Annotated in this window: 12 protein-coding genes; 7 read left to right on the top strand and 5 right to left on the bottom strand. The window is 50.4% G+C overall.

The annotated features are described in order from the left end of the window. Positions 1-751 precede the first annotated feature (751 nt). Genes AAC022_RS15265 through AAC022_RS15275 form a run of 3 tightly spaced genes read left to right on the top strand, consistent with a single transcriptional unit; the run spans position 752 to position 6196 of the window. On the top strand, positions 752-1468 hold the full coding sequence (locus tag AAC022_RS15265; protein ID WP_339732274.1) for a GntR family transcriptional regulator: 717 nt from the start codon (positions 752-754) through the stop codon (positions 1466-1468). A gap of 57 nt (positions 1469-1525) precedes the next feature. Beyond that, entirely contained in the window at positions 1526-4723 is a 3198-nt protein-coding gene (locus AAC022_RS15270; RefSeq protein WP_339732275.1) for a PSD1 and planctomycete cytochrome C domain-containing protein, read from the top strand. A 45-nt stretch (positions 4724-4768) separates the two neighbouring features. After that, positions 4769-6196 carry a DUF1501 domain-containing protein gene (locus tag AAC022_RS15275; RefSeq protein ID WP_339732276.1) on the top strand — a complete coding sequence of 476 codons (1428 nt, stop codon included), beginning with the start codon at positions 4769-4771 and terminating at the stop codon, positions 6194-6196. A gap of 505 nt (positions 6197-6701) precedes the next feature. Here the strand turns inward: AAC022_RS15275 and AAC022_RS15280 are convergent. Together AAC022_RS15280 and AAC022_RS15285 are read right to left on the bottom strand one after the other, a co-directional pair. Continuing rightward, the gene (locus tag AAC022_RS15280; RefSeq protein ID WP_339732277.1) at positions 6702-7286 is read right to left on the bottom strand and encodes a hypothetical protein; all 585 of its coding nucleotides are present in this window, start codon (positions 7284-7286) and stop codon (positions 6702-6704) included. A gap of 338 nt (positions 7287-7624) precedes the next feature. Beyond that, a complete protein-coding gene (locus AAC022_RS15285; protein ID WP_339732278.1) occupies positions 7625-8779 on the bottom strand; it encodes a BON domain-containing protein in 1155 nt (384 codons plus the stop codon). A 559-nt stretch (positions 8780-9338) separates the two neighbouring features. On the opposite strand from AAC022_RS15285, the gene AAC022_RS15290 reads away from it, so the two are divergent. Both AAC022_RS15290 and AAC022_RS15295 read left to right on the top strand, forming a co-directional pair. Beyond that, a complete protein-coding gene (locus AAC022_RS15290; protein WP_339732280.1) occupies positions 9339-9791 on the top strand; it encodes a hypothetical protein in 453 nt (150 codons plus the stop codon). Positions 9792-9954: 163 nt separating this feature from the next. Then, entirely contained in the window at positions 9955-11532 is a 1578-nt protein-coding gene (locus tag AAC022_RS15295) for a transglutaminase-like domain-containing protein (protein WP_339732281.1), read from the top strand. A 465-nt stretch (positions 11533-11997) separates the two neighbouring features. On the opposite strand, the gene rnc is transcribed toward AAC022_RS15295, so the two are convergent. Continuing rightward, positions 11998-12750 (bottom strand): ribonuclease III, encoded by a 753-nt coding sequence (gene rnc, locus AAC022_RS15300; RefSeq protein WP_339732282.1) that lies wholly within the window; start codon positions 12748-12750, stop codon positions 11998-12000. Positions 12751-13273: 523 nt separating this feature from the next. Here rnc and AAC022_RS15305 point away from each other — a divergent pair. Further along, complete coding sequence (locus AAC022_RS15305; RefSeq protein WP_339732284.1) at positions 13274-14782, top strand: Do family serine endopeptidase; 1509 nt, start codon at positions 13274-13276, stop codon at positions 14780-14782. 245 nt (positions 14783-15027) lie between these two features. On the opposite strand, the gene AAC022_RS15310 is transcribed toward AAC022_RS15305, so the two are convergent. Together AAC022_RS15310 and bioD are read right to left on the bottom strand one after the other, a co-directional pair. Then, a complete protein-coding gene (locus tag AAC022_RS15310) occupies positions 15028-16677 on the bottom strand; it encodes a hypothetical protein (RefSeq protein ID WP_339732286.1) in 1650 nt (549 codons plus the stop codon). Positions 16678-16800: 123 nt separating this feature from the next. Further along, a complete protein-coding gene (gene bioD / locus AAC022_RS15315; protein ID WP_339732288.1) occupies positions 16801-17526 on the bottom strand; it encodes a dethiobiotin synthase in 726 nt (241 codons plus the stop codon). Between the two features lie 220 nt (positions 17527-17746). Between bioD and AAC022_RS15320 the strand changes: the two genes are divergently transcribed. Continuing rightward, positions 17747-18853, top strand: coding sequence for a hypothetical protein (locus AAC022_RS15320; RefSeq protein ID WP_339732290.1), 1107 nt, complete (start codon positions 17747-17749; stop codon positions 18851-18853). Positions 18854-19285 lie beyond the last annotated feature (432 nt).

Genomic DNA, 19285 nt, shown 5'->3' on the forward strand with positions numbered 1-19285 from the left:
GCAAAATAGAGTTGGGCTTCACCAGGCGGGCGAGCACATAGACTCGCCCCTACAACAGATTCGGCGGAGGCTCTAAACTTTGTGTGTGATGTTCAGAACGGTTTTCCTGCAATTTCCTGCTCGCTGCGCTCGGCCCGGATTACATCCGAGCCCACCCGGTTTCGCATGTTTTCAAATTTTCGTAGTAGCAATCAATATGATCAAGATGCCATTTTTGAATACGATTCCGAAGACTGGATAAGACTCCCGTGTGCCACCGCTCGGCTTGTCCGACGGTGCTCGTTCAACTCCAAAAAAACACTTCCGACCCGTGTTGCGGTAGGGTGCGGCCCTATGTGGCCGCCCGCAGGATCGGGGTCGTATGCTGAACCGCGTACGAATGCTTTGACTGGTCCCATACTCACGGCAAAATAGAGTTGGGCTTCACCAGGCGGGCGAGCACATAGACTCGCCCCTACAATAGATTCGGCGGAGGGTCTGAACTTTGTGTGCGTGATGTTCCGCGCATGCTTTTCTTTTCACTGCTGGCAAGCCAACAGTGCCCCACCCACCGTGTGATGATAATCGCAGCCAGTTCGGTGCTGATGCCGATTCAAGCATGCCTCAGGTCCAGAGTCAGGCCGCGTTGACTGAATTGGTGGAACTCACCGGGGTCTCAGAACTTACTTACATAAACATCGAGGATTTAAAAAGGTCCCGTATTTCTAGCCTTTTAGTTGACGGTCGACCGTCGACTGTGTAGGCTGGGAGGATGAATACGAAACCTGCTATTAAACCGAAAACGAAAGTTCCGTTTCGCAAGATTCAAAAGCAATCTGTGACGGAAGATGTGGAAAGCCAGTTGAGAGACGCGATCTTGTCTGGTGCCCTGGCACCGGGGGAATCGTTGGCAGAAGCCCGCCTTGGGGCGCAGCTGGGGGTGAGTCGTGCCTCGATTCGCCAGGCCAAGTTTCAATTGATGAATGAAGGCCTGCTGGAATTTGATGATCGCGGAACGGCGACGGTTCGTAGTCTAACGCTGTCAGACGCACATGAAATCGTGGAGTTTCGACAGGTGCTTGAGCTGGCAGCGATCAGGCTGGCTTGTACGCGTCTGACAGAGGAGACGATCGCGGCACTGGAAGACAATATCCGCCAGACCGAGCAGGAATCGAACCTGCTCAAGCTGACGTTTCTCGATATCGCCTTTCATGAAGCGATCATACACGCCTCCGGAAACTCGCGACTCGTCGATGCGTGGCGCGTGTTACGCCCCCAGTTAGAGTTGTGGCTGGCAGGGGTGCATCGTCGACATAGTGATATGACGGCACGCACAGGCGAAGAGACCGTCGCCAGCCATAAAGTTTTACTCACGGCTTTAAAAACCGGCGACCCAAATGTCGCGGGGAACGCCATGTCGGAGCATACCTCTTCGTTACAGAATTGGCTGTTGCTGGAGGCAGAAACGGAACAGGAAGCTGAGGCTTGACTACGACTCACGTAGAGAGAGGATTCCATCATTACCAAATCAAAGATAACACGATCTATGAGCAGCACCGTCTCTCCGACGAATGAGACTGGTCACCTTGGTACAAGTTTTTTGTGGTTGGTCTGCATCTGGCTGTTGACTCTTGTTTCCGTCTTCCCGGTTTGTGAATCAACGTATGCCGATGACCGTGCTGCGCTGGCATTATTCGAAAATGAAATTCGGCCACTGTTGATTGAACACTGTATTTCGTGTCATGGGCCACAGAAGGCAGAGGCTGGCCTCCGCCTGGACCAGAGATCCACGATACTCAAAGGCGGCGATACCGGCCCGGCAGTCATCCCGGGAAAACCAGAAACCAGTTTACTGATCCAGGCACTCCGCCACGCTGATGGCCTGGAGATGCCACCCGAAAAGCAACTCGAAGCGAACAAAATTGCCGCGGTTACACGCTGGGTCAAGCAGGGGGCGGTCTGGCCCGAGGGAATGAAACTTGGTAGTGGGCCCGAGTTGCGTAGCGGACCGATTACTGAAAAAGAACGGAGCTTCTGGTCGTTCCAGCCGATCCAGAATCCTGCGCCACCGACGGTCGATGTGTCTTTACCTGTTTTCAATGACATTGATCGGTTTATTCATGCGAAACTAATCAAGGAAGGTCTGGCGATGTCTCCCGCGGCGGAGAAACGAACCTTGCTACGCCGGGCCACGTTTGACCTGACGGGACTGCCGCCGACGCAAGCGGAAATGCAGTCGTTTCTGAACGATGATTCGCCTCAAGCCTTTGCAAAAGTGGTTGACCGCTTGCTACAGAGCAAATCGTATGGGGAACGCTGGGGACGGCACTGGCTGGATGTCGTTCGCTATGCCGATACAGCCGGGGAGACGGCTGATTATCCGGCGCCACTTGCTTTTAATTATCGTAACTGGGTGATTGATTCCATGAATCAGGATATGCCTTACGACGATTTTGTGCGTCAGCAGATTGCCGGTGACATTCTGGCCCGGCAGCTTCTCACACAATCTGGCGAACCGCTCACTGCAGAAGCAGAGGCGCGCTACCGAAAGATGCACATCGCCACTGGTTTCATCGCCATCTCGCGCCGGTTTGGATTTGATGTTGAGAATTACCACCATCTCACCATTCAAGATACGCTGGATACAGTAGGGCAAGCCGTGCTGGGGTTGTCGATGGGTTGTGCCCGCTGTCACGATCACAAGTATGACCCGATCAACATGACCGACTACTATGCCTGGTATGGAATTTTTTCCAGCAGCCGCTATTCGTTTCCCGGTTCCGAGGAGAAGAAACGACCTTACGATACGTTTTCTGCACTCTCACCAAAATTAGAAGCGGAGAAGAAATCAAAGTTCGAGACTCAGCTGGCTGTGTATGAGAAGCAGATCGCCGAAAAAACATCGAAGCTGAAGGGACTGGAAGATCAGATCGGCGCTGTTTTGCCGTCGACCGAATTCTGTGGTTTTGAGAAAGAGCTGCTCGGCCGCCCTCCCATGAAGCCTTATGGATTTGTTGCCTCTGCGACAATTTCTGCATCAGCTCAAAGTCCCTATGCCAATGTGTTTCCGGTAGGGACGCGCGGTCTCGCTTTTCCCGGTGACACACAAAACAACGCGGTTGTCCGCACGCTGCAGACAACTCACACGCCTGATAATTCACCTGAGTTGTATTTCAATCTTGATTTTCGAAACACCAACATGGCTGGTGAAGGCAACGGCGCTTATCGCATCTATCTGGGGCAGGGGCCAGGTCACTCGGCGGCGGTTGAAATGGGAGTAAGTGCCACCACGTTCTTCGTCAAGAACGGGAACAAATATGAGCCGCTTTGCGAGGTAAAACAGGGACAGTGGTACAACCTGTGGGTCAAGTTAAATTTAAAGAACAAAACCGTTTCTGGCGTTTTAACGGGTACTGACAGTTCCATTGCCTTTGTAGGAAAAGGCTTCACTGCTGGCTGGAGCGGCGTGATTGATACGACGTTTGTGGATAAATATGGGCCGGGATCGGGGGCAACGCCGGCTCACGAAATTGATAATCTGGCAGTCAGTGTTAAACCGCTATTGCATGCCGAGGATTCGATCGAGAATGCCGAATCGCTTGCGGCGGAAATACGGAACCTTTCTGAAACGCTGAAGCAGCGCGGGGAACAGAAGCAGACTCTGGAAACGTTGACTGCAGAGCGAGATGCCTTCAAGCAGGCCGGACCGTTCTCGAATGAGGATCTGTATTACGGAGCAACTGACGGCAAGCAACCAGCAGATGTGAAAATTCATCTTCGCGGAAACCAGATAAAGCTCGGAGATGTCGCGGTGCGACGGAATCTGCAGATCCTGGGGAAAGATCGGCTCCCACCTGCCGCCGGTAGTGGTCGTTTACAACTCGCCGAATGGCTGACGGCCGAGGAGAACCCGCTGTTCGCCCGCGTGATGGTGAATCGCATCTGGCAGCAGCATTTTGGGCGCGGCCTTGCAGGAAGCGAAAACGATTTTGGTAACCGAGGTGAGTTGCCCACACATCCCGAACTGCTCGACTGGCTGGCGACGCGTTTTAAAGAAAGCCGCTGGTCGATCAAGGCCATGCATCGACTCATGATGAATAGTGCCGCATATCAGCAATCGAGTAATTTTGATATTGAAGCAGCCGAGCATGATCCGAACGCGCGATTTCTCTGGCGATTCAATCGTCGTCGCTTAAGTGCCGAAGAGATCCGGGATGCGATGCTGCTGGTGAGTGGGAATCTGGATCCGACTCCCGGGGGCGCACATCCTTTTCCGCCGGTCGAAACCTGGGGATTTTCACAGCACACCCCATTTTATGCGGTGTATCCGACAAACCGTCGCAGCATTTATTTGATGCAACAGCGACTAAAACGGCATCCGTTCCTGGCGTTGTTTGATGGTGCGGACACGAATGTCAGTACAGCGCGACGTGAATTGACGACGGTACCCACGCAGGCGCTGTATTTAATGAATAGCCCGTTCGTGCATCAGCAAGCGGAAATTTTGGCCCGGAAACTGACTAAAGAGGCCAGCGATCAGAACGCACGCGTGGAACTGGCCTGGCAGACTGCAATGGGCCACCCTCCTACTTCTGATCAGCTCGCTGAAAACATCGAGTTCCTCAAACGATACACGGCAGCATTAAGTGAGAGTGGCGTTGCATTAGAAGCACGCGAGTTGATGGTGTGGAGTGCGTTCTCCAGAACACTGTTAACGCGCAATGAATTTTTGTTTGTTGATTAACGGACATTGTTTTACGTTTGTAAAATCAAGTAGAAGGTGTGAGTCATGACGGATGGGACAGAAGGCGATTTGCGGAATGCACTTCCGGCGCGACGTGAATTCTTACAGCGTTTTGCCGGCGGTTTCGGTGCCCTGGCTTTGAGTTCGATGCTGGCAGATGAGCTGCCGGCCGCTGATAGGGCATCTAATCCTCTGGCGCCCCGGCAGCCACATCATTCGCCGAAGGCAAAACGTGTGATCTTTTTGTATATGACGGGGGGCGTCTCGCACGTTGATTCGTTTGATCATAAGCCGGAGCTGATTGCAAATCACGGCAAGAAAATCACCGTCGATAACTGGCAGGGGAAGATTGGCGAGTTTGCCCGCTACCTCAAGAAACCCAATTGGGAGTTCCGACCGGGTGGTGAGAGCGGCGTTCAGATCAGTGATCTGTTCCCTCATGTTCGTAGCGTCGTCGATGACTTATGCGTGATTCGCTCGATGAAGTCCGATCATACCAATCATTATGAGAGTACGCTGGGTATGCACTGCGGCTCGTGGACGTTCGCGCGGCCGAGTATTGGATCGTGGGTCAGTTACGGTCTGGGGACCGTCAACCGTAATTTGCCTTCATTTGTGGTCATTGCGCCGCAGGCTCCTTATGCGGGCGCACAAACCTGGGGTAGCGACTTTCTGCCAGGCTCTCATCAAGGGATGCAAATGATTCCGGGGGCAGATCCGATTCCGAATATCCGCCGTCAGGTGGCGACTTCGAAGCTGCAGGAGCTGGAACTGGAATACCTTGCCAAAGCAAACCGAAAACATCTTGAGACTCGTCCCGTCGATAATGCGCTGGATGCAAGGATTCGCTCATTCGAAACCGCGTTCGGCATGCAGCGCGAAGCCCCCGAAGCGTTGGACCTGTCGGGCGAGACTGCAGAGACAATGAAAATGTACGGGCTGTCTGCAGGTCAGAAAACAGGTTTCGGCTGGCAGTGTCTGGTAGCACGCCGACTGGCAGAACGTGGCGTACGGTTTATTGAACTAATCGATGTTGGTTCATCGAATAACTGGGACGCGCATGGCAACATGGCAACACATGCGCCGTTAGCGAAAAACGTGGATCAGCCGATTGCCGCCTTGATAAAGGATCTGAAACAGCGTGGAATGCTGGATGAGACGCTCGTCGTCTGGACCACGGAATTCGGACGGACCCCCTATCATGAAAAAGCCGATCATGCGGGACGCGAACATCATCATCAGGTCTTTTCTTCCTGGCTCGCCGGCGGTGGCGTCAAAGGGGGGATGGCTTACGGGGCATCTGACGAGTTGGGGATCGACGTGGGAGAAAAACGCGTGCATGTGCACGATTTCCATGCGACGATTCTTCATCAACTGGGAATCAACCATGAACGTCTCACTTTTCGGCATGCAGGACGAGACTATCGTTTGACCGACGTTCACGGCAACGTAGTGCAGGATATCCTTGGCTGAGCCGCGAAAAAATGAAAGCTTACCTATCGTGAGCGGAATGGCGCCAGCCACTGTTTTTGAATGACTGTTTACTGAAGTAAAAACGGCGGCTGGCGCCGTGCCGCTCATGAAATGAAACAGGATCGCTCCGAATGTATCCCGATCCTACTCACTTCTTTTTCTACCACGAAAAACACGAAATGACACGAAAGCTAAGTGGTTTCGAGTAGCATTGGGGATTGGTGCGGGCAAGTGTCGAGAGACGTCTGAGAGAACACGAGGTTTCAATTTGTTCCATCCCTTAGTTTAAACAAAGTTGTGCCTCACAAGGCGGGCGAGCACATAGACTCGCCCCTACGACGAACTCGCCGGATCGGCTGAATTCTGTGTGAGTTCTCACTGCCGTTTTGTGACCCGCGCATGCGAAAGCCGATGATTCTTTCACCCGGTAAGAATCATCGGCTTTGCTGGTGGGTAGTTTTTAGATTCTGCTGGTTGATCAGAGAATCATGTCTACTTTATTTCATTATTCAGATGGTGGTCCAGCACAGCGGATCAGGTGGTCGTGGTCGATGTAGACGACTTCTTTGGTCTGATCGGTGTTCGAGAATGGAACGGGCCAGTCGGAACGGATTGTTTTTTCGTAGTACACGGTGCACTTATAGTGACAGTGATGCTGACGAGCAGGGCCGACCATTGGGTAGAAGCGGCATTCGCTAATTCGGTCTACAATAGGTTCGACAACCATGCGGACGTTGTTGCGAGTTGTTTCTGCCAGGAACCAGACTCCGCCACCAGTTTTATCTGGTAGTGCTCTGATGACTTCATCAGGGCTGGGAGGATCAAGACAGAACAGGGGAGCGTGTTCGCCTTCGACAGGATCCAGAATCTGGACTTTGTCGTAGCGTTCTTCTTCCCAGTAAGTGTCTTCAACCAACTGTGACCAGTAGGCTGTCACAGGGATTAAAGGAGTGGTTCGCCAGAAGACTGAGCCGGCGTAGGTCACTTCGATAGCGCCTTTTAGCAGCGTACAACCACTGGCATTGAGCGTTAACAAGCAGGCACAGCCCAAAAGCAAAGCACGGCTGAATTGCTTCCCGATTTTGAACATCCTTCTTCCTCCGGGTGATTTTAACGAAGTTGTTTTCAAAAGGAGAACTCCGTTTTCAGTGTTAGAGAGCATCTTGCTCTGGTAAGGAGATGTCATGTTCTGTCTCTTGGCATCCTGCCTGTATTCGCAAGAACATGATTCCATATTCTTCTTATCGGACTGTCTGTTCGACAATCTTGTGAGAATTTGACGATTTTAACGATTTAAAAGATAAAACTTGTTCTAATTTCTGATCTGGCGAGACTCGTCTCAAGTTGTGTCTTTCGCCTGTAAAAAAACCTTCCGGAAGAAAAGTTCATTCCGGAAGGCTGTTTTATTCTGGTCCGTCTTCCTGGTGATTACCAGTTTTTCGGATTCATGAACCACCACCAGCGATCGGTTCGTGGTCGGAAGTTTAATTTCCAGGATCCATCATCCCATTCGAGTTGAGCCTGACGCCATCCCAATGGTACTTGTGGGTAGGGATAGAATGGCCCGATGTAAGGGAATGCACTCGCACTGTATTGGCTTGGGTATGCAACCTGTGCGTAGTTCGGATAGTTTGCATAAGTCGGCCAAGCTGTGTCTGGCAAGTTAGGACTGTTGTAAACATTGTTTGCTGCTCCCATTCCTGGTTGGGGAGCCATTTGAGGAGCCATCTGAGGTGGTCCCCCAGGCCCCGGATGGGGGGCCTGATAATTCATGTGATTCGTTGGCTGAATCATGGAAGCCTGTCGGGGAGCAGCCTGCATCAGTTGCAAGTGGTTTTCCACCTGTCGGACACCGGGTACTCGCTGGGCGATTTGAGTCGCCATTTGTTTTTCCTGTGGGCTGCCGATGGCTCCCTGCAGGATTGCAGTTCCATTTTTGAACCGAATTTCGACATCATGAGCAGAAGCTAGAGCTGGTCCGAGTGCTTTTGCCAATTGTTCTGCCATTTGCTGATTGTTCATCGCAGGAGCAGCCTGACGAGCAGCAGGAGCCTGGTAGGATACGGGCTGAACCTGTGAACGTCGATTCTCAACCGATTGTTCAAATTGGGCCTGTTTCAATGAACCTTTCAGAAACGGATCAGAAACAGAAGCCTGAGTGATTTCCGCAGGTTTACGGAATGGATTCAGACTTGATTTTCTGGTTTCGGTTCCCAGTGTGGGGACCTGATTCTGAGCGACCTGGCTGACTTCCAGTTGGTTGTCGACACGAGAAACACCGTTGATTCTTGAAATCAAACCGGTTGCCTGTGCTTTTTGAGCGGCAGTCGGAATTTTCCCTTTGAGTACTGCAACGCCTTTATCGTACTCGATTTCCATGTTGTAACCGGTCAGCCGGGCTTTTCGCAGAACGTCGGCGATTTCATTCGCGACCCTCTGATTATTAGAAGTACTGCCGGATACAGCGGTCGAACTAGACTGTTCAGATTTCTTGCTGAAGAAATCCAAGGGTCCGGCCATTGTGATACCGGGAGTCACCGCCATGATCCCCAGCGTTAAGACCCACTTACGATACCGTTTCATGAACAACTCCGTTCCCACTTGAGTTTTGTGTTTTCGTCCATTACATCAAAGCCATATCTAATCGTCCGGTTTACACGGTGAGTCATTCCTGCTGCGCAAACGAAACAAGTAGATCGCTATCCTGATTGATCGGTCATCGAGGTCCGGTTAAACAAGTTATTCTGATTATTTCGAAGAAATTGGTTAAATATACCTGGTCTTCCCTGGGACAACAACGTCATAAACAACTGATAAATAAAGGGTTAGAACCGAACATAACCGTTGATACTCATTTAAAGTCAGAATCGAGCAAAGCAGCGCCTATTGGCGAATACTGTGTTCGCATGCATCCTACTCGCTCTATCAGAGCCCGAACCTGATGATGGTTTTCAGAACTGGCGGTCATAAGCGCCGTAGGAATGCAGCTCATATTCGAGCTCGAAATGCAAAAAAATGCGTTCTTCGTGCACAGAGGAGTTCGTTGTGCGTAGTCATTGTAGAAATGAAATGTTATGCTAAGCGGCTCAGGGCGTTCCTATTTCAACAATTAATAGAATTCTATTTTACCAAAGAATAAACAATGGCTCGAAAGTCACCAAGTCGTCTGGAAATGCGGCGCCAGGCAGAAGCTGCCGAAGCGGAAGAAAAAGCATCTCCTAAAAAGAAAAAAGCCGTCAAGAAGAAAAAAGCCACGCGCAAGAAAAAAGCGGCCAAGGCGGAAATCCGTCGGCGGTTATTCTGGGGTGTTTTCACTGGCAGTTTGAAGGAAGAGTCCCGCTTTGCCTATGATCAGCGAAGTGCTGCCGAGGAACGCATTGAACAATTGCGTGTGAAAAACGCGAAGAAACTTTACTTCATCCAACCAATTAAAGAGCCTCTGGATGGTGAAGTTGTGGTTGCGAAAGTGCCCGACGAGGAAGAAGAAGTCGTAAAAGCCGTCGATGAAGCGGAAGTTGACGCTGATGAAGCCGACGAAGCTGAAGAAGAAGTTGAAGCAGTGAGTGCGATCGACGAAGAAGAAGATCTCGATTAAGGGAAAGATATGGAATCAATTCCGCTTTCCCGTTGTCATATAAAACAGATAAAATAATCCCTGCGATTCAGGTTTGCATCGCGGGGATTTTTTTATGTTCGGATTCAAATCATTCTCATCACGGGCAGTTCACACATATTCGAATTCAGAGAAAGTTCAGGGTATGACGGTTCTCATCAGCTCCATTCGCTTTAAAGTCGTTGTGGCTTGTTTCATACTCATTGGTGCGTTCACAGGCATTTCCTGTTCTCAAAGCCCTGCGCTGGAGCAGGAAGCCAGAACAGCCGAGACAGCAGGCAAGAGTTCCGGCAGTGTGGCTGTGCAGGAGGGAGAAGTCTGGCAGGTGATCTATGTGAACAACCAGCGAATCGGTTATGCCTATTCTCAAACCCGCGTTGATGACCGCGGGGAAAACAAGCTGATTCACAATCAAAGCGATTCGTATCTGAAACTGAAGCGATTCGGGCAAACGCTCAACATGGAGACGCATTTGTCGACGACGGAAAATAAGCAAGGGGATCTGCTGTCATACACCTTTCAAATGAACAACCCACCCGCTGACTCCACCATTTCAGAGGGCAAAGTCAAAGACAGTCTACTCATTGTCGAAACAAAAATCGCCAATCAGGTGAGTCGATCTCAATTGAAGTGGGAAGCGACGTTTCACTCACCCAGCTATCTTGAGCAAATGTTTAAAGTGTCTCCGATGCAGCCGGGAGAGACGAAATCGTTTTCGATGTTGCTGCCGGAATATAGCAAAGTGTCAAAAGTCAGCCTGACTGCACTGGATTATGAAACGGCGGAATTGCATGGCGGCGTTGAAGAGAAATGTCTACACGTCAAGATGAAGCAGGAACTGCTGCCCGGAATGGTCGTCGATTTGTACGTCACGAAAGAGGGAACCATTCCCAAAACGGCGGCTGATTTTCTGGGGTCTGCCATGGTGACTTATATTGTCAGTAAAGAAGTGGCTCTGAAAGAACTGTCGGGCGGGGAATTGGATCTGGCGGTACAGACGCTGATCAAAGTGAAACCGATCCCACATGCGCATGATACGGAAAAGGTTGTTTATCAGCTCACACTGGATGATGGTGACCCTACAGAGTTCCTGAAGAATGGAGACACTCAGCAGGTGAAAAAGCGGGATGCGCGGAGTGTGGAGTTAACGGTCGTCAAAGCGGCAGTTCCCACGCAGTTTCCGAAAGCAAAAGTGGATGCCGAGTATGTGGGGCCGACCCAATTTATTCAGTCTGATGACGCACGTGTGATGAAGTATGCCGCGGCGGCGGTTCAATCTGAGCAAAACCCCTGGAAACAGGCGACATTGATGGAACGTTATGTACATCAAAACCTGAAGAAGAAGAATTTTTCGACCGCCCTGGCATCAGCAGCCGAGGTGGCCAAGAACATGGAAGGGGATTGTACGGAACACGCCGTGTTACTGGCAGCGATGCTGCGGGCACAAAACCTGCCTTCTCGTGTGGCGGTGGGGCTGGTTTACATTCCGAGTCGCTCCAGTTTTGGCGGCCATATGTGGACCGAGGTGTTTCTGGACAACCGCTGGATTCCCTTGGACGCTACCCTGGGAAAAGGGGGGATTGGCGCAGGGCATATTAAACTGGCCGATTCGAGTCTGTCAGACAATGCCCCGGCACCGCTGGCGATCTTTCTCCCGATCTTACAGGCCGTAGGGAAACTCTCGATAGAGGTCATCGATTCGGGCTCGAAAACAGCCCGCTGAAACGATGACAGACAACTTCTACGGGCATGACCAGGTTGTAAGTCTTACATTTCAGGGTTCAATTTCCGGTTTTTCGCATTGCAAGAATTGCAATTGAGGTTGGTGCAAAAAAACACGCCAGAAAACTGAAAAAGGAATTCCCCTTATTTTCAGGCGTTTTAGAACGACTGTCTCAAAAGGGCGCGACGTCTCAGATTGATTGGCACGATTACTGCATTATGTCTGCTTTGGGTAAAGAGAGAGACCCATCGAATTTTAAAGAGTTGAGAGACTTTAAAATTCTAGAGAAAAGAGAGAGACAATCCTACCGACCCGTGGAGGCGGGTCAGCCCATCCTGGGCCACACCAAAACATCATCCCCATCTTAGAGCCGAGAGAATTCCCGTATTCTCTCGGCCCTTTCTCATTAATAGAGCAAGAAAAGACCGTCCGCACTTCGAGTCGTGTGGCTGGAGAAAACAGTTCTCAGACATTATCCGGGAGTGCAGCGGGCAGTTCCCATTCTTCGTCGCTTTCATCTTCGTTCATGCGCAAGGCGTTGAAGGCAGCGCGCTGCTCAGCTTCTTTTTTGGTCGAACCCCAGGCTGGCTCGTATTGAAGTTCACCGATAATCGCGGAGACTTGGAAAAACTTGGAATGATCGGGGCCTTTTTCATCCAGTAATTCATAAACGGGGGTCTGTGAGAACCTCTTCTGTGAATATTGCTGCAGTAGGCTTTTATAATTGAAACTATGCACCGAACGGGATGCTTTTGCGTTTTCGCGTTCAATCAGCGGATCAAGGAACGTGTGTACCGGCTCGACGCCGCCATCCAGGAAGATCCCGGCAATGATCGCCTCAAACATGCCCGCTAATAATGATTCGGGGAGGCTTTCGGTCATCGCCAGTCCCTTGCCTACGAAGATAAAACGATCCAGTCCTTTTTCCCGTGCCAGTTTGGTGCAGGTATTCCGGCTGACGACAGCCGATTTAATCCGCGTCAGTTCGCCCTCGGGGGCGTTTGGAAATTGATGGAACAGTTGTTCGCAGACGATCGATCCCAGTATGGCATCGCCAAGGAATTCCAGTCGTTCATTTGAATCAATGCGAGTTTTGGCGGCAGAGGTATGTGTCAGGCAGCATTTTAATAACTCGCTATCACAAAAGCGATAACCGAGATTTTCTTGACACTCTTCAAGCAGTTGATCGATCTCTGCGGGGCTGAGATCGTAGAGCATGCACGTCTCCTCTTGTTAAATGCCGTTGAGGAACATCAAAATAGTCAATCTATTCGTTTCAGAGAACTGGCCCGCAAGGAAGATGAAACGACCTTCCTAAGTCACTACAAATATTAACATTAGCGTTGATTCGAAGAAAACAAAAAAGGAGAGATTCAGAGGATTGGTTGAAAAATATTCAGGTTTTCAGGGGAAATCGGGGTTAGTTCCGATTCTGAGTCCCGTTGACGGGTAGAAAATCCCATCTTTTTTTCCAAGCGGTCCCAACACATCCCCCGACTTACCTCGTAGTATTAATCAGTCCAGCCGTTTGATGAATCAGCAAAGTCAAATATATGCAACACAGCAAGTTCATCTCTTCTGGCGTTATACCAGATTGGAACTTCGCAATTTTTTTTGTAACAGAGTGATTTTTGAAAGGCAAATTGAGGATTTGAGTCACATGTCATTTTTAGTATTAATTCCATGAAAAGCGATGGCCTCGGGTAAGTCTTTAAGCCATGAACTGTAGGAGGTAATTTTAATGAAAGCGTTAACAGGAAACCGAAACTGGATGTTCGCTATCATTGGTAGCGCATGTCTGGTTGGCGCAGCGGTGGGGGTGGCTCAAAAAGATACGAGTACTGATGTCCCGACGGCGGCGACTGTTCAAGATTTGTCCAATGTATTTCGTAATATCAGCCGCAGGGCGATGCCGGCGATTGTGATGATTGAGACGGTCAGCAAGACTTCAGAAGTTGCTGATTCGAATGTCTCGCCGTTCGATGAGAACTCACCGTTTAAGGATCTGTTTCAAAATGATCCCCGCTTCAAAGACATGATGAAACAACACCAGAATCAGCCCAAGCGACGGGCGCCTCGACGAATGGGAACCGGCTCTGGATTTGTGATCAACAAGTCTGGTCTGATTATGACAAACTCGCATGTGGTGAATGGTGCCGACGTTGTCAAAGTGACGTTAAATGACGGTCGCATCTTTACGGCAAGCGACATTCGCATGGATCCTCGTTCTGATGTTGCTGTGATTAAAATTGATGCACCAGACCTGACAGCACTGCCTATGGGCGACAGTTCAAAAATGGAGATGGGTGACTGGGTACTGGCGATTGGAAACCCCTTCGGGATCGGAATGAGTGTGACCAACGGTATCATCAGTGCGAAAGGGCGTGGACCAGGAATCAATGACCGGGAAGACTACCTGCAGACTGATGCTGCCATCAATCCTGGTAACAGTGGTGGCCCGCTGTTGAACTTGCGAGGTGAAGTGATCGGCGTGAACACCGCCATTTCCAGCCGCAGTGGTGGTTATGATGGAGTCGGATTTGCGATTCCTGTGAATATGGCTCGCTGGGTTTCCGGTCAGTTAATTGATCATGGTCAGGTAAAACGTTCCTTCCTGGGTGTGGGCATTCAGCCAATCAGCAATGAACTGGCTCAATCCTTCGACATCAAAGTCGGACAGGGTGCGATCATCACGCAGGTGATGGAAGGTTCTCCCGCTAACGCAGCCGGTTTGGAAACAGGAGACATTATTCTGAACTTTGCGAATAAGGATGTCTCCGGACCTCGTAACCTTCAGGGAATTGTGGAACAGCTGGTTGTGGGTAAATCCTACATGATGGAAATTTTAAGAGATGGAAAACACGTCAATAAAAATATCACCATGAAGGAAATGCCGAAGAGCTTCTCAGTCGCGAAAGATGAAAAACCGCTTGAAAGTGCGAAGAAAGCAAAGCCCAAAACAAGTGTCAATGAACTGAAAATTGAAGTGCAACCTTTAACCGAAGAACTGGCAAATCAGTTAGGCTACTCGGATCATGTGAAGGGAGTGGTGATCACTTCCGTCGAACCGGGTAGTGCTGCTGAAGAAGCCGGCTTAATGAAAGGCATGCTTATTGAAAAAATTGGGACAACTGAAGTCTCTTCGATGGATCAATTCAATCAAGGATTGAAAGAAGCAAAAGGAAAGGACAATGTATTGCTGCTGGTGAGAAACCACAGCGGTGCCCGGTTTGTTGTGGTCCAGAAGTAGTTTCAGGAATGTACTCTCCTGAAAGTGCCTGGTGCAAGTCTCCGTCACAGGCGGCTTGTGCCAGACACCAGTAGCGGAAAGATGTCCTCATTGAAAATTCCTCACCGCATCGTATGCGGTTCCGCGTGACGTCTCGGTGGTATTCTTGGAGTACCATCGAGGCGTTTTTTTTTGATGAAGTTCGAGTGCAATCTGAATGCGGCTGCCAAGACCTGATCTGTTGCAGAGACGTGACGCAAACGAAATCAGCTGGTTGCCTGTGGTGCTTCTGTTTTAGAAGGAGCTTCGGTCTCGATCTGATCGCTGTTGAAGACGACTTCGATCAGTGTCGTAACGCCACGATATGATTGGGAGTTGTACCCTTTGCGTAATTGAAGTCTCCAGACAAGCTCTCCTTTCAGGTCATCGATCCCTTCTTCATTGGTGGCGACATACGTTTCGAAACTTTCGCCAGGCTCCAGATTTTGAGGTTTGGCTTCCTGATTGATATTCTGGCCTTTCAGATTCCATTCCCAAGAGGGGGGCATATCATAAGTCAGAACGCGTTTTCCGTCGGTCCGTTTCTGATCAACGCGACTGACAAAATTATTCGCCCGCAGTGACGACTCCTGAGTTTTACCAGAGACACGCGTTAAAAGTAGTTTCTGGTCGAGTGGCTCAAAGGTCTGGTCAGAGGAGACATTTTCAAATTTCAGATAGAGTTTCAACACATCTTGGGAGGGTTCGCGTGTTTTGCTGGTGTCGCCGGTATAATGTTCGAACTCCAGTGGGCCGCGAGTAATGCGGAGCGGCGTCACCAGAATATTACCAAAACGCCGCCCGGGTCCCCCCAGTTTCAAAGTATGGCCGGGAGGCATCTCCGCGTTTTCCGGAACCAGTTGCAGGGCAATTTCATCATTTTTGATTGGCGGTTTCAGATCGGGCAAGCTTTCCAGTTGGTGTGGATCGCCGAGATACTTCGCGTATAACAACATCGCAACCATGATGGTGGCAGCGAGAGCATAGGTCAGTGTCAGCGTGAATAAGCGTTTGGAGACGACTTTTGGTTTACGGTAGTCTTCTGGCGCAGGCGTGCTTTCCGGTTCAGCACTGCTTTCCTCTGTCGGCGTTATTTCTGCTTCCGTCGTTTCTGATGCCATCGATCCTTCGGGTGTGGTTTCTGTCTCTGCAGTCGAACCTTCTTCCAGAGTGGATTCTGCGACTTCTGCGGAGTCCTCTTCTACAGGTGTCTCTGTTTCTTCTGCTGTGGTGGCCGAGGTCTCAGCTTTAGCTTCTGTAGAATCGTTGCTGCTGTCGGGAACAAAAGAAAACGGAGCCGCCGACTCCGCTGCGGGCTCTGTCTGTGTCAGATCCAAATTGTCCGTGCTCTCTTCGTTCGAGTGTGAGAATGCATGTACCGATTCCATACCGGCATTTTCTTCAGCGTTTGTCGTTGAATCATTCTCCGTGATTTCGGCTGCCTCGGTTTCTTCTTCTGCAGTCTCATCACTGCCGCCGGGGAGGAATGAAAAGTTGGTGGCCGACGGCTCAGACTGCTTTTCATCGGAACGGTTTTCATTTGCGCCTGGAAGAAAGGAAAACGGCGAGGCTGCTTCGGCGTCATCAGAGGGGGTGGCTTCCATCTCGGCCTGTTCCCCGGTTTCTTCAGCTGTCTCTGGTTCTTCTGCCTTCTCTGGCTCAGTAGCCTCGGTCTCACTTTCCGAATCGGCATCAGTGACCGATGTCTCCGGCTCCACAGTGTCGGCTTCTTCTGTCTCCTCTGAAACCAGGACTGGTTCATTCGTTTCAGGGTCGATTTGCAAGTGAATCTGGCAGAGCGGACAGGCAACGACTTCCGCGACGTCTTCGATTTGGATGGAACCCCCACAAGCGGGGCAGGCAACATCAATAGTCATCCATTTCTCCGGTTGATTTATTTACGTAATAGGAAAGCGGTGGTGCCAGCAGGTGATTCGGCTGAAATGCCATCTGCTGTTCTCTGGTTTCAGGCAGGCATGATCTGGTAATACAATGGCAATTCAGGAGTGATCCTGCACTAACTGTTTCCAGTCTATTTTGTCCTGAGTCTGGTGGTGAAGCAAGTTCGACTGCCAATCAAAGGGGACAAAAGATAAAACGGGCACAGTTGTCCATTGTTGAATCTGCGTCGCATTCGAGACGCGCGATTCATCACTGAGTTCGGGATCGACGTCGTTCAGAATCAGCCCGGCAATCGGAAAGCCACGGTTCTGCAAGACTTCGATGGTTAACAGGCTATGATTGATGGTTCCCAGCCCGGCTCGTGCCACAATCAGAATCGGAAAGTTCAATGCGGCTGCGAAGTCAACGACCAGCATGTTCTCAGACAAAGGACAGAGAATGCCGCCGACGCCTTCGACAATCAGGAAATCAACCTGATCCTGCCACCAGAGCGCTCCCTGGCGTAATAACGCTTCGTCGACCTGTTTGCCCTCTTTTTCCGCGGCGACCGGTGGTGCCAATGGGGCGTGGAATGTCTGAGGACAGATGCGTTCTGCAGGAAACGAGCCATCGATGGCCTCAGCCAATAGTGACACATCTTCCCAGTATGGCGCACCGGTCTGTTCCTCAGTCAGACTACCACTACAGGCTGGCTTGTATGCGCCCGTACGTGTTCCCTCTGACGTCAACTGTCTAGCAATCGCAGTAGAGATATACGTTTTGCCGACGCCCGTATCGGTGCCTACAATCATCAATCCGGGGATTTTCAATAAACTACTGTCCACTCTGTTTTCCTGATCTGTTCAGACATCTTATCCGTTTTTATGGAACAACCGCCGATCCCTGCTTGCGATCTGGTCTATTTCGCTTTTATGATTCTATTATACAGAAGCAAGCGAAATCTGCATGGGGTGCGGAGTCTGTTTTCCCGTACATCAGCAGGTGATTCACGTGAGAGTAAACTAGCATTTACTCGAATTTCTTTTAGAGAATTCAAATCGACAAATGAAACGTAAAAGAAGATCATCCAGCGGTGCCAGTCTCGATTCCCTGCTGGATACGATGACTAATGTGGTTGGCATTCTGGTAATTATGTTGACGGTGACTCAATTAGGGGTCGGCGAGGCAGTCGATCGCATCAAAGAGACGCTGCCGGAAATTACCGATGAAGATATGGAACGCTCTAAAAAGCAGGTGCAAGAACTCGATTCTCTGCTGGATCTGGAAAAAGAGCAGTTGCAGACGGTGAAAGAACTGACGCAGCAGAAGAAGGTCGTCAATATTGACGAACAGAAAAAAATGGCTGAAAAGCTGCAGAAAGAGCTGCAGAAATTAAAAGAGATTCAGATCAATATTGAAGCCTTGAAGAAGCAGATCGCGGAGCGGGACGTAAAGGTGAAAACGCTCGAGAAAACGATCGTAACGAAGGAAACAGAACTCGCAGAGATCAAAGCCAAACTGGCAAAGACACCAGACCCGGGACCAACGCCGAATGCCAAGATTGTAAATCTGCCCAATCCTCGCGATGCGCCCAAGGAAGCGAAGGCCGTTGAATATATTTGCCGAAATGGTCGTGTTTTGCGCGTGGATATCCCCCTGTTACAGGCATTGGCGTTAAAAGCAATTGCCCAAAGTCGGCTTGTGACGGCCCAGGAACAGGCGGTGGACTGCGACAAACTGGTGAAATTGTTTGAGAACCGGAACGTGGGGAACCGGGACTGGCGAATTAAACTCAAGCCAGCCGGCGGTGTGCCTTACCTGATTTTGGAACCGCGTGAGGGCCGCGGCGATACCTCGGAACGGCTCCGTAAATCATCGGCCCTGTTTCGGCAGGATCTTCAGAGGATTAATCCACGGCTGTTTTATCTAAATTTTCGCGTCTGGTCGGACAGCTACGATAGCTATCTGGTCGCGCGGGAATATGCCGATCAGCGTGGTGTGCTTGCGGGATGGTCCGCCTTGGACAGCAATTCTGAATTCCGGGTTTCGCTGGGAGGTAATCTCAAGTTGACTTGCTCAGGTTATGTTCCGCCGCCAGCACAACCCAAGGCAGCCGAGCCGGATCTACCTCCTCCCACTGAGCGAAAACTGCCTGGCACTAAAATTGACTGAGGCCGTTTTCGGGAGCACTGTGATTCTCGAAGCGTGAACTGCAGTCATCTTTTCTGCGCGATGCGAACTCCGGGCTATTACTGCACACGTACCTCAAGAAACCCATGAACAGAACCTTACTGCTATTCAAAGTCCTGCTCCTGGCCGGTATTAAAAATGGGAAACGATCTAGCTGAGGTGTTTCCTTTGTTAACAAGGATCTACAAAACCTCTGATGAGGAAACCCACTCTGTCTTCTCTATTTTGAACCGAACTGCCCGAACACACTTCCCCCTATACCTGCTAATCGTCACAAGTTCTGATTTGATTTATAGTCGAAACCATCAGCGATTTTTGATCAAAGAGTAACTCGAACGTTTTCTCATGCTGCCCTCAACAGACGGTCGATTCAGTCCTATGTGGCACTAGAAAAAAGCCCTGAGGAATCACAAA

Origin of the sequence: uncultured Gimesia sp., from assembly GCF_963976445.1 — a bacterium.
Lineage (GTDB): Bacteria > Planctomycetota > Planctomycetia > Planctomycetales > Planctomycetaceae > Gimesia.

Excerpts from the sequence above, each read along its gene's own strand:
- AAC022_RS15295 (WP_339732281.1), top strand. The coding sequence starts at position 9,955 with ATGACGGTTCTCATCAGCTCCATTCGCTTTAAAGTCGTTGTGGCTTGT.
- AAC022_RS15285 (WP_339732278.1), bottom strand. The coding sequence starts at position 8,779 with ATGAAACGGTATCGTAAGTGGGTCTTAACGCTGGGGATCATGGCGGTG.
- AAC022_RS15290 (WP_339732280.1), top strand. The coding sequence starts at position 9,339 with ATGGCTCGAAAGTCACCAAGTCGTCTGGAAATGCGGCGCCAGGCAGAA.
- AAC022_RS15305 (WP_339732284.1), top strand. The coding sequence starts at position 13,274 with ATGAAAGCGTTAACAGGAAACCGAAACTGGATGTTCGCTATCATTGGT.
- AAC022_RS15265 (WP_339732274.1), top strand. The coding sequence starts at position 752 with ATGAATACGAAACCTGCTATTAAACCGAAAACGAAAGTTCCGTTTCGC.
- AAC022_RS15280 (WP_339732277.1), bottom strand. The coding sequence starts at position 7,286 with ATGTTCAAAATCGGGAAGCAATTCAGCCGTGCTTTGCTTTTGGGCTGT.
- AAC022_RS15275 (WP_339732276.1), top strand. The coding sequence starts at position 4,769 with ATGACGGATGGGACAGAAGGCGATTTGCGGAATGCACTTCCGGCGCGA.
- rnc (WP_339732282.1), bottom strand. The coding sequence starts at position 12,750 with ATGCTCTACGATCTCAGCCCCGCAGAGATCGATCAACTGCTTGAAGAG.
- AAC022_RS15320 (WP_339732290.1), top strand. The coding sequence starts at position 17,747 with ATGAAACGTAAAAGAAGATCATCCAGCGGTGCCAGTCTCGATTCCCTG.
- AAC022_RS15310 (WP_339732286.1), bottom strand. The coding sequence starts at position 16,677 with ATGACTATTGATGTTGCCTGCCCCGCTTGTGGGGGTTCCATCCAAATC.
- AAC022_RS15270 (WP_339732275.1), top strand. The coding sequence starts at position 1,526 with ATGAGCAGCACCGTCTCTCCGACGAATGAGACTGGTCACCTTGGTACA.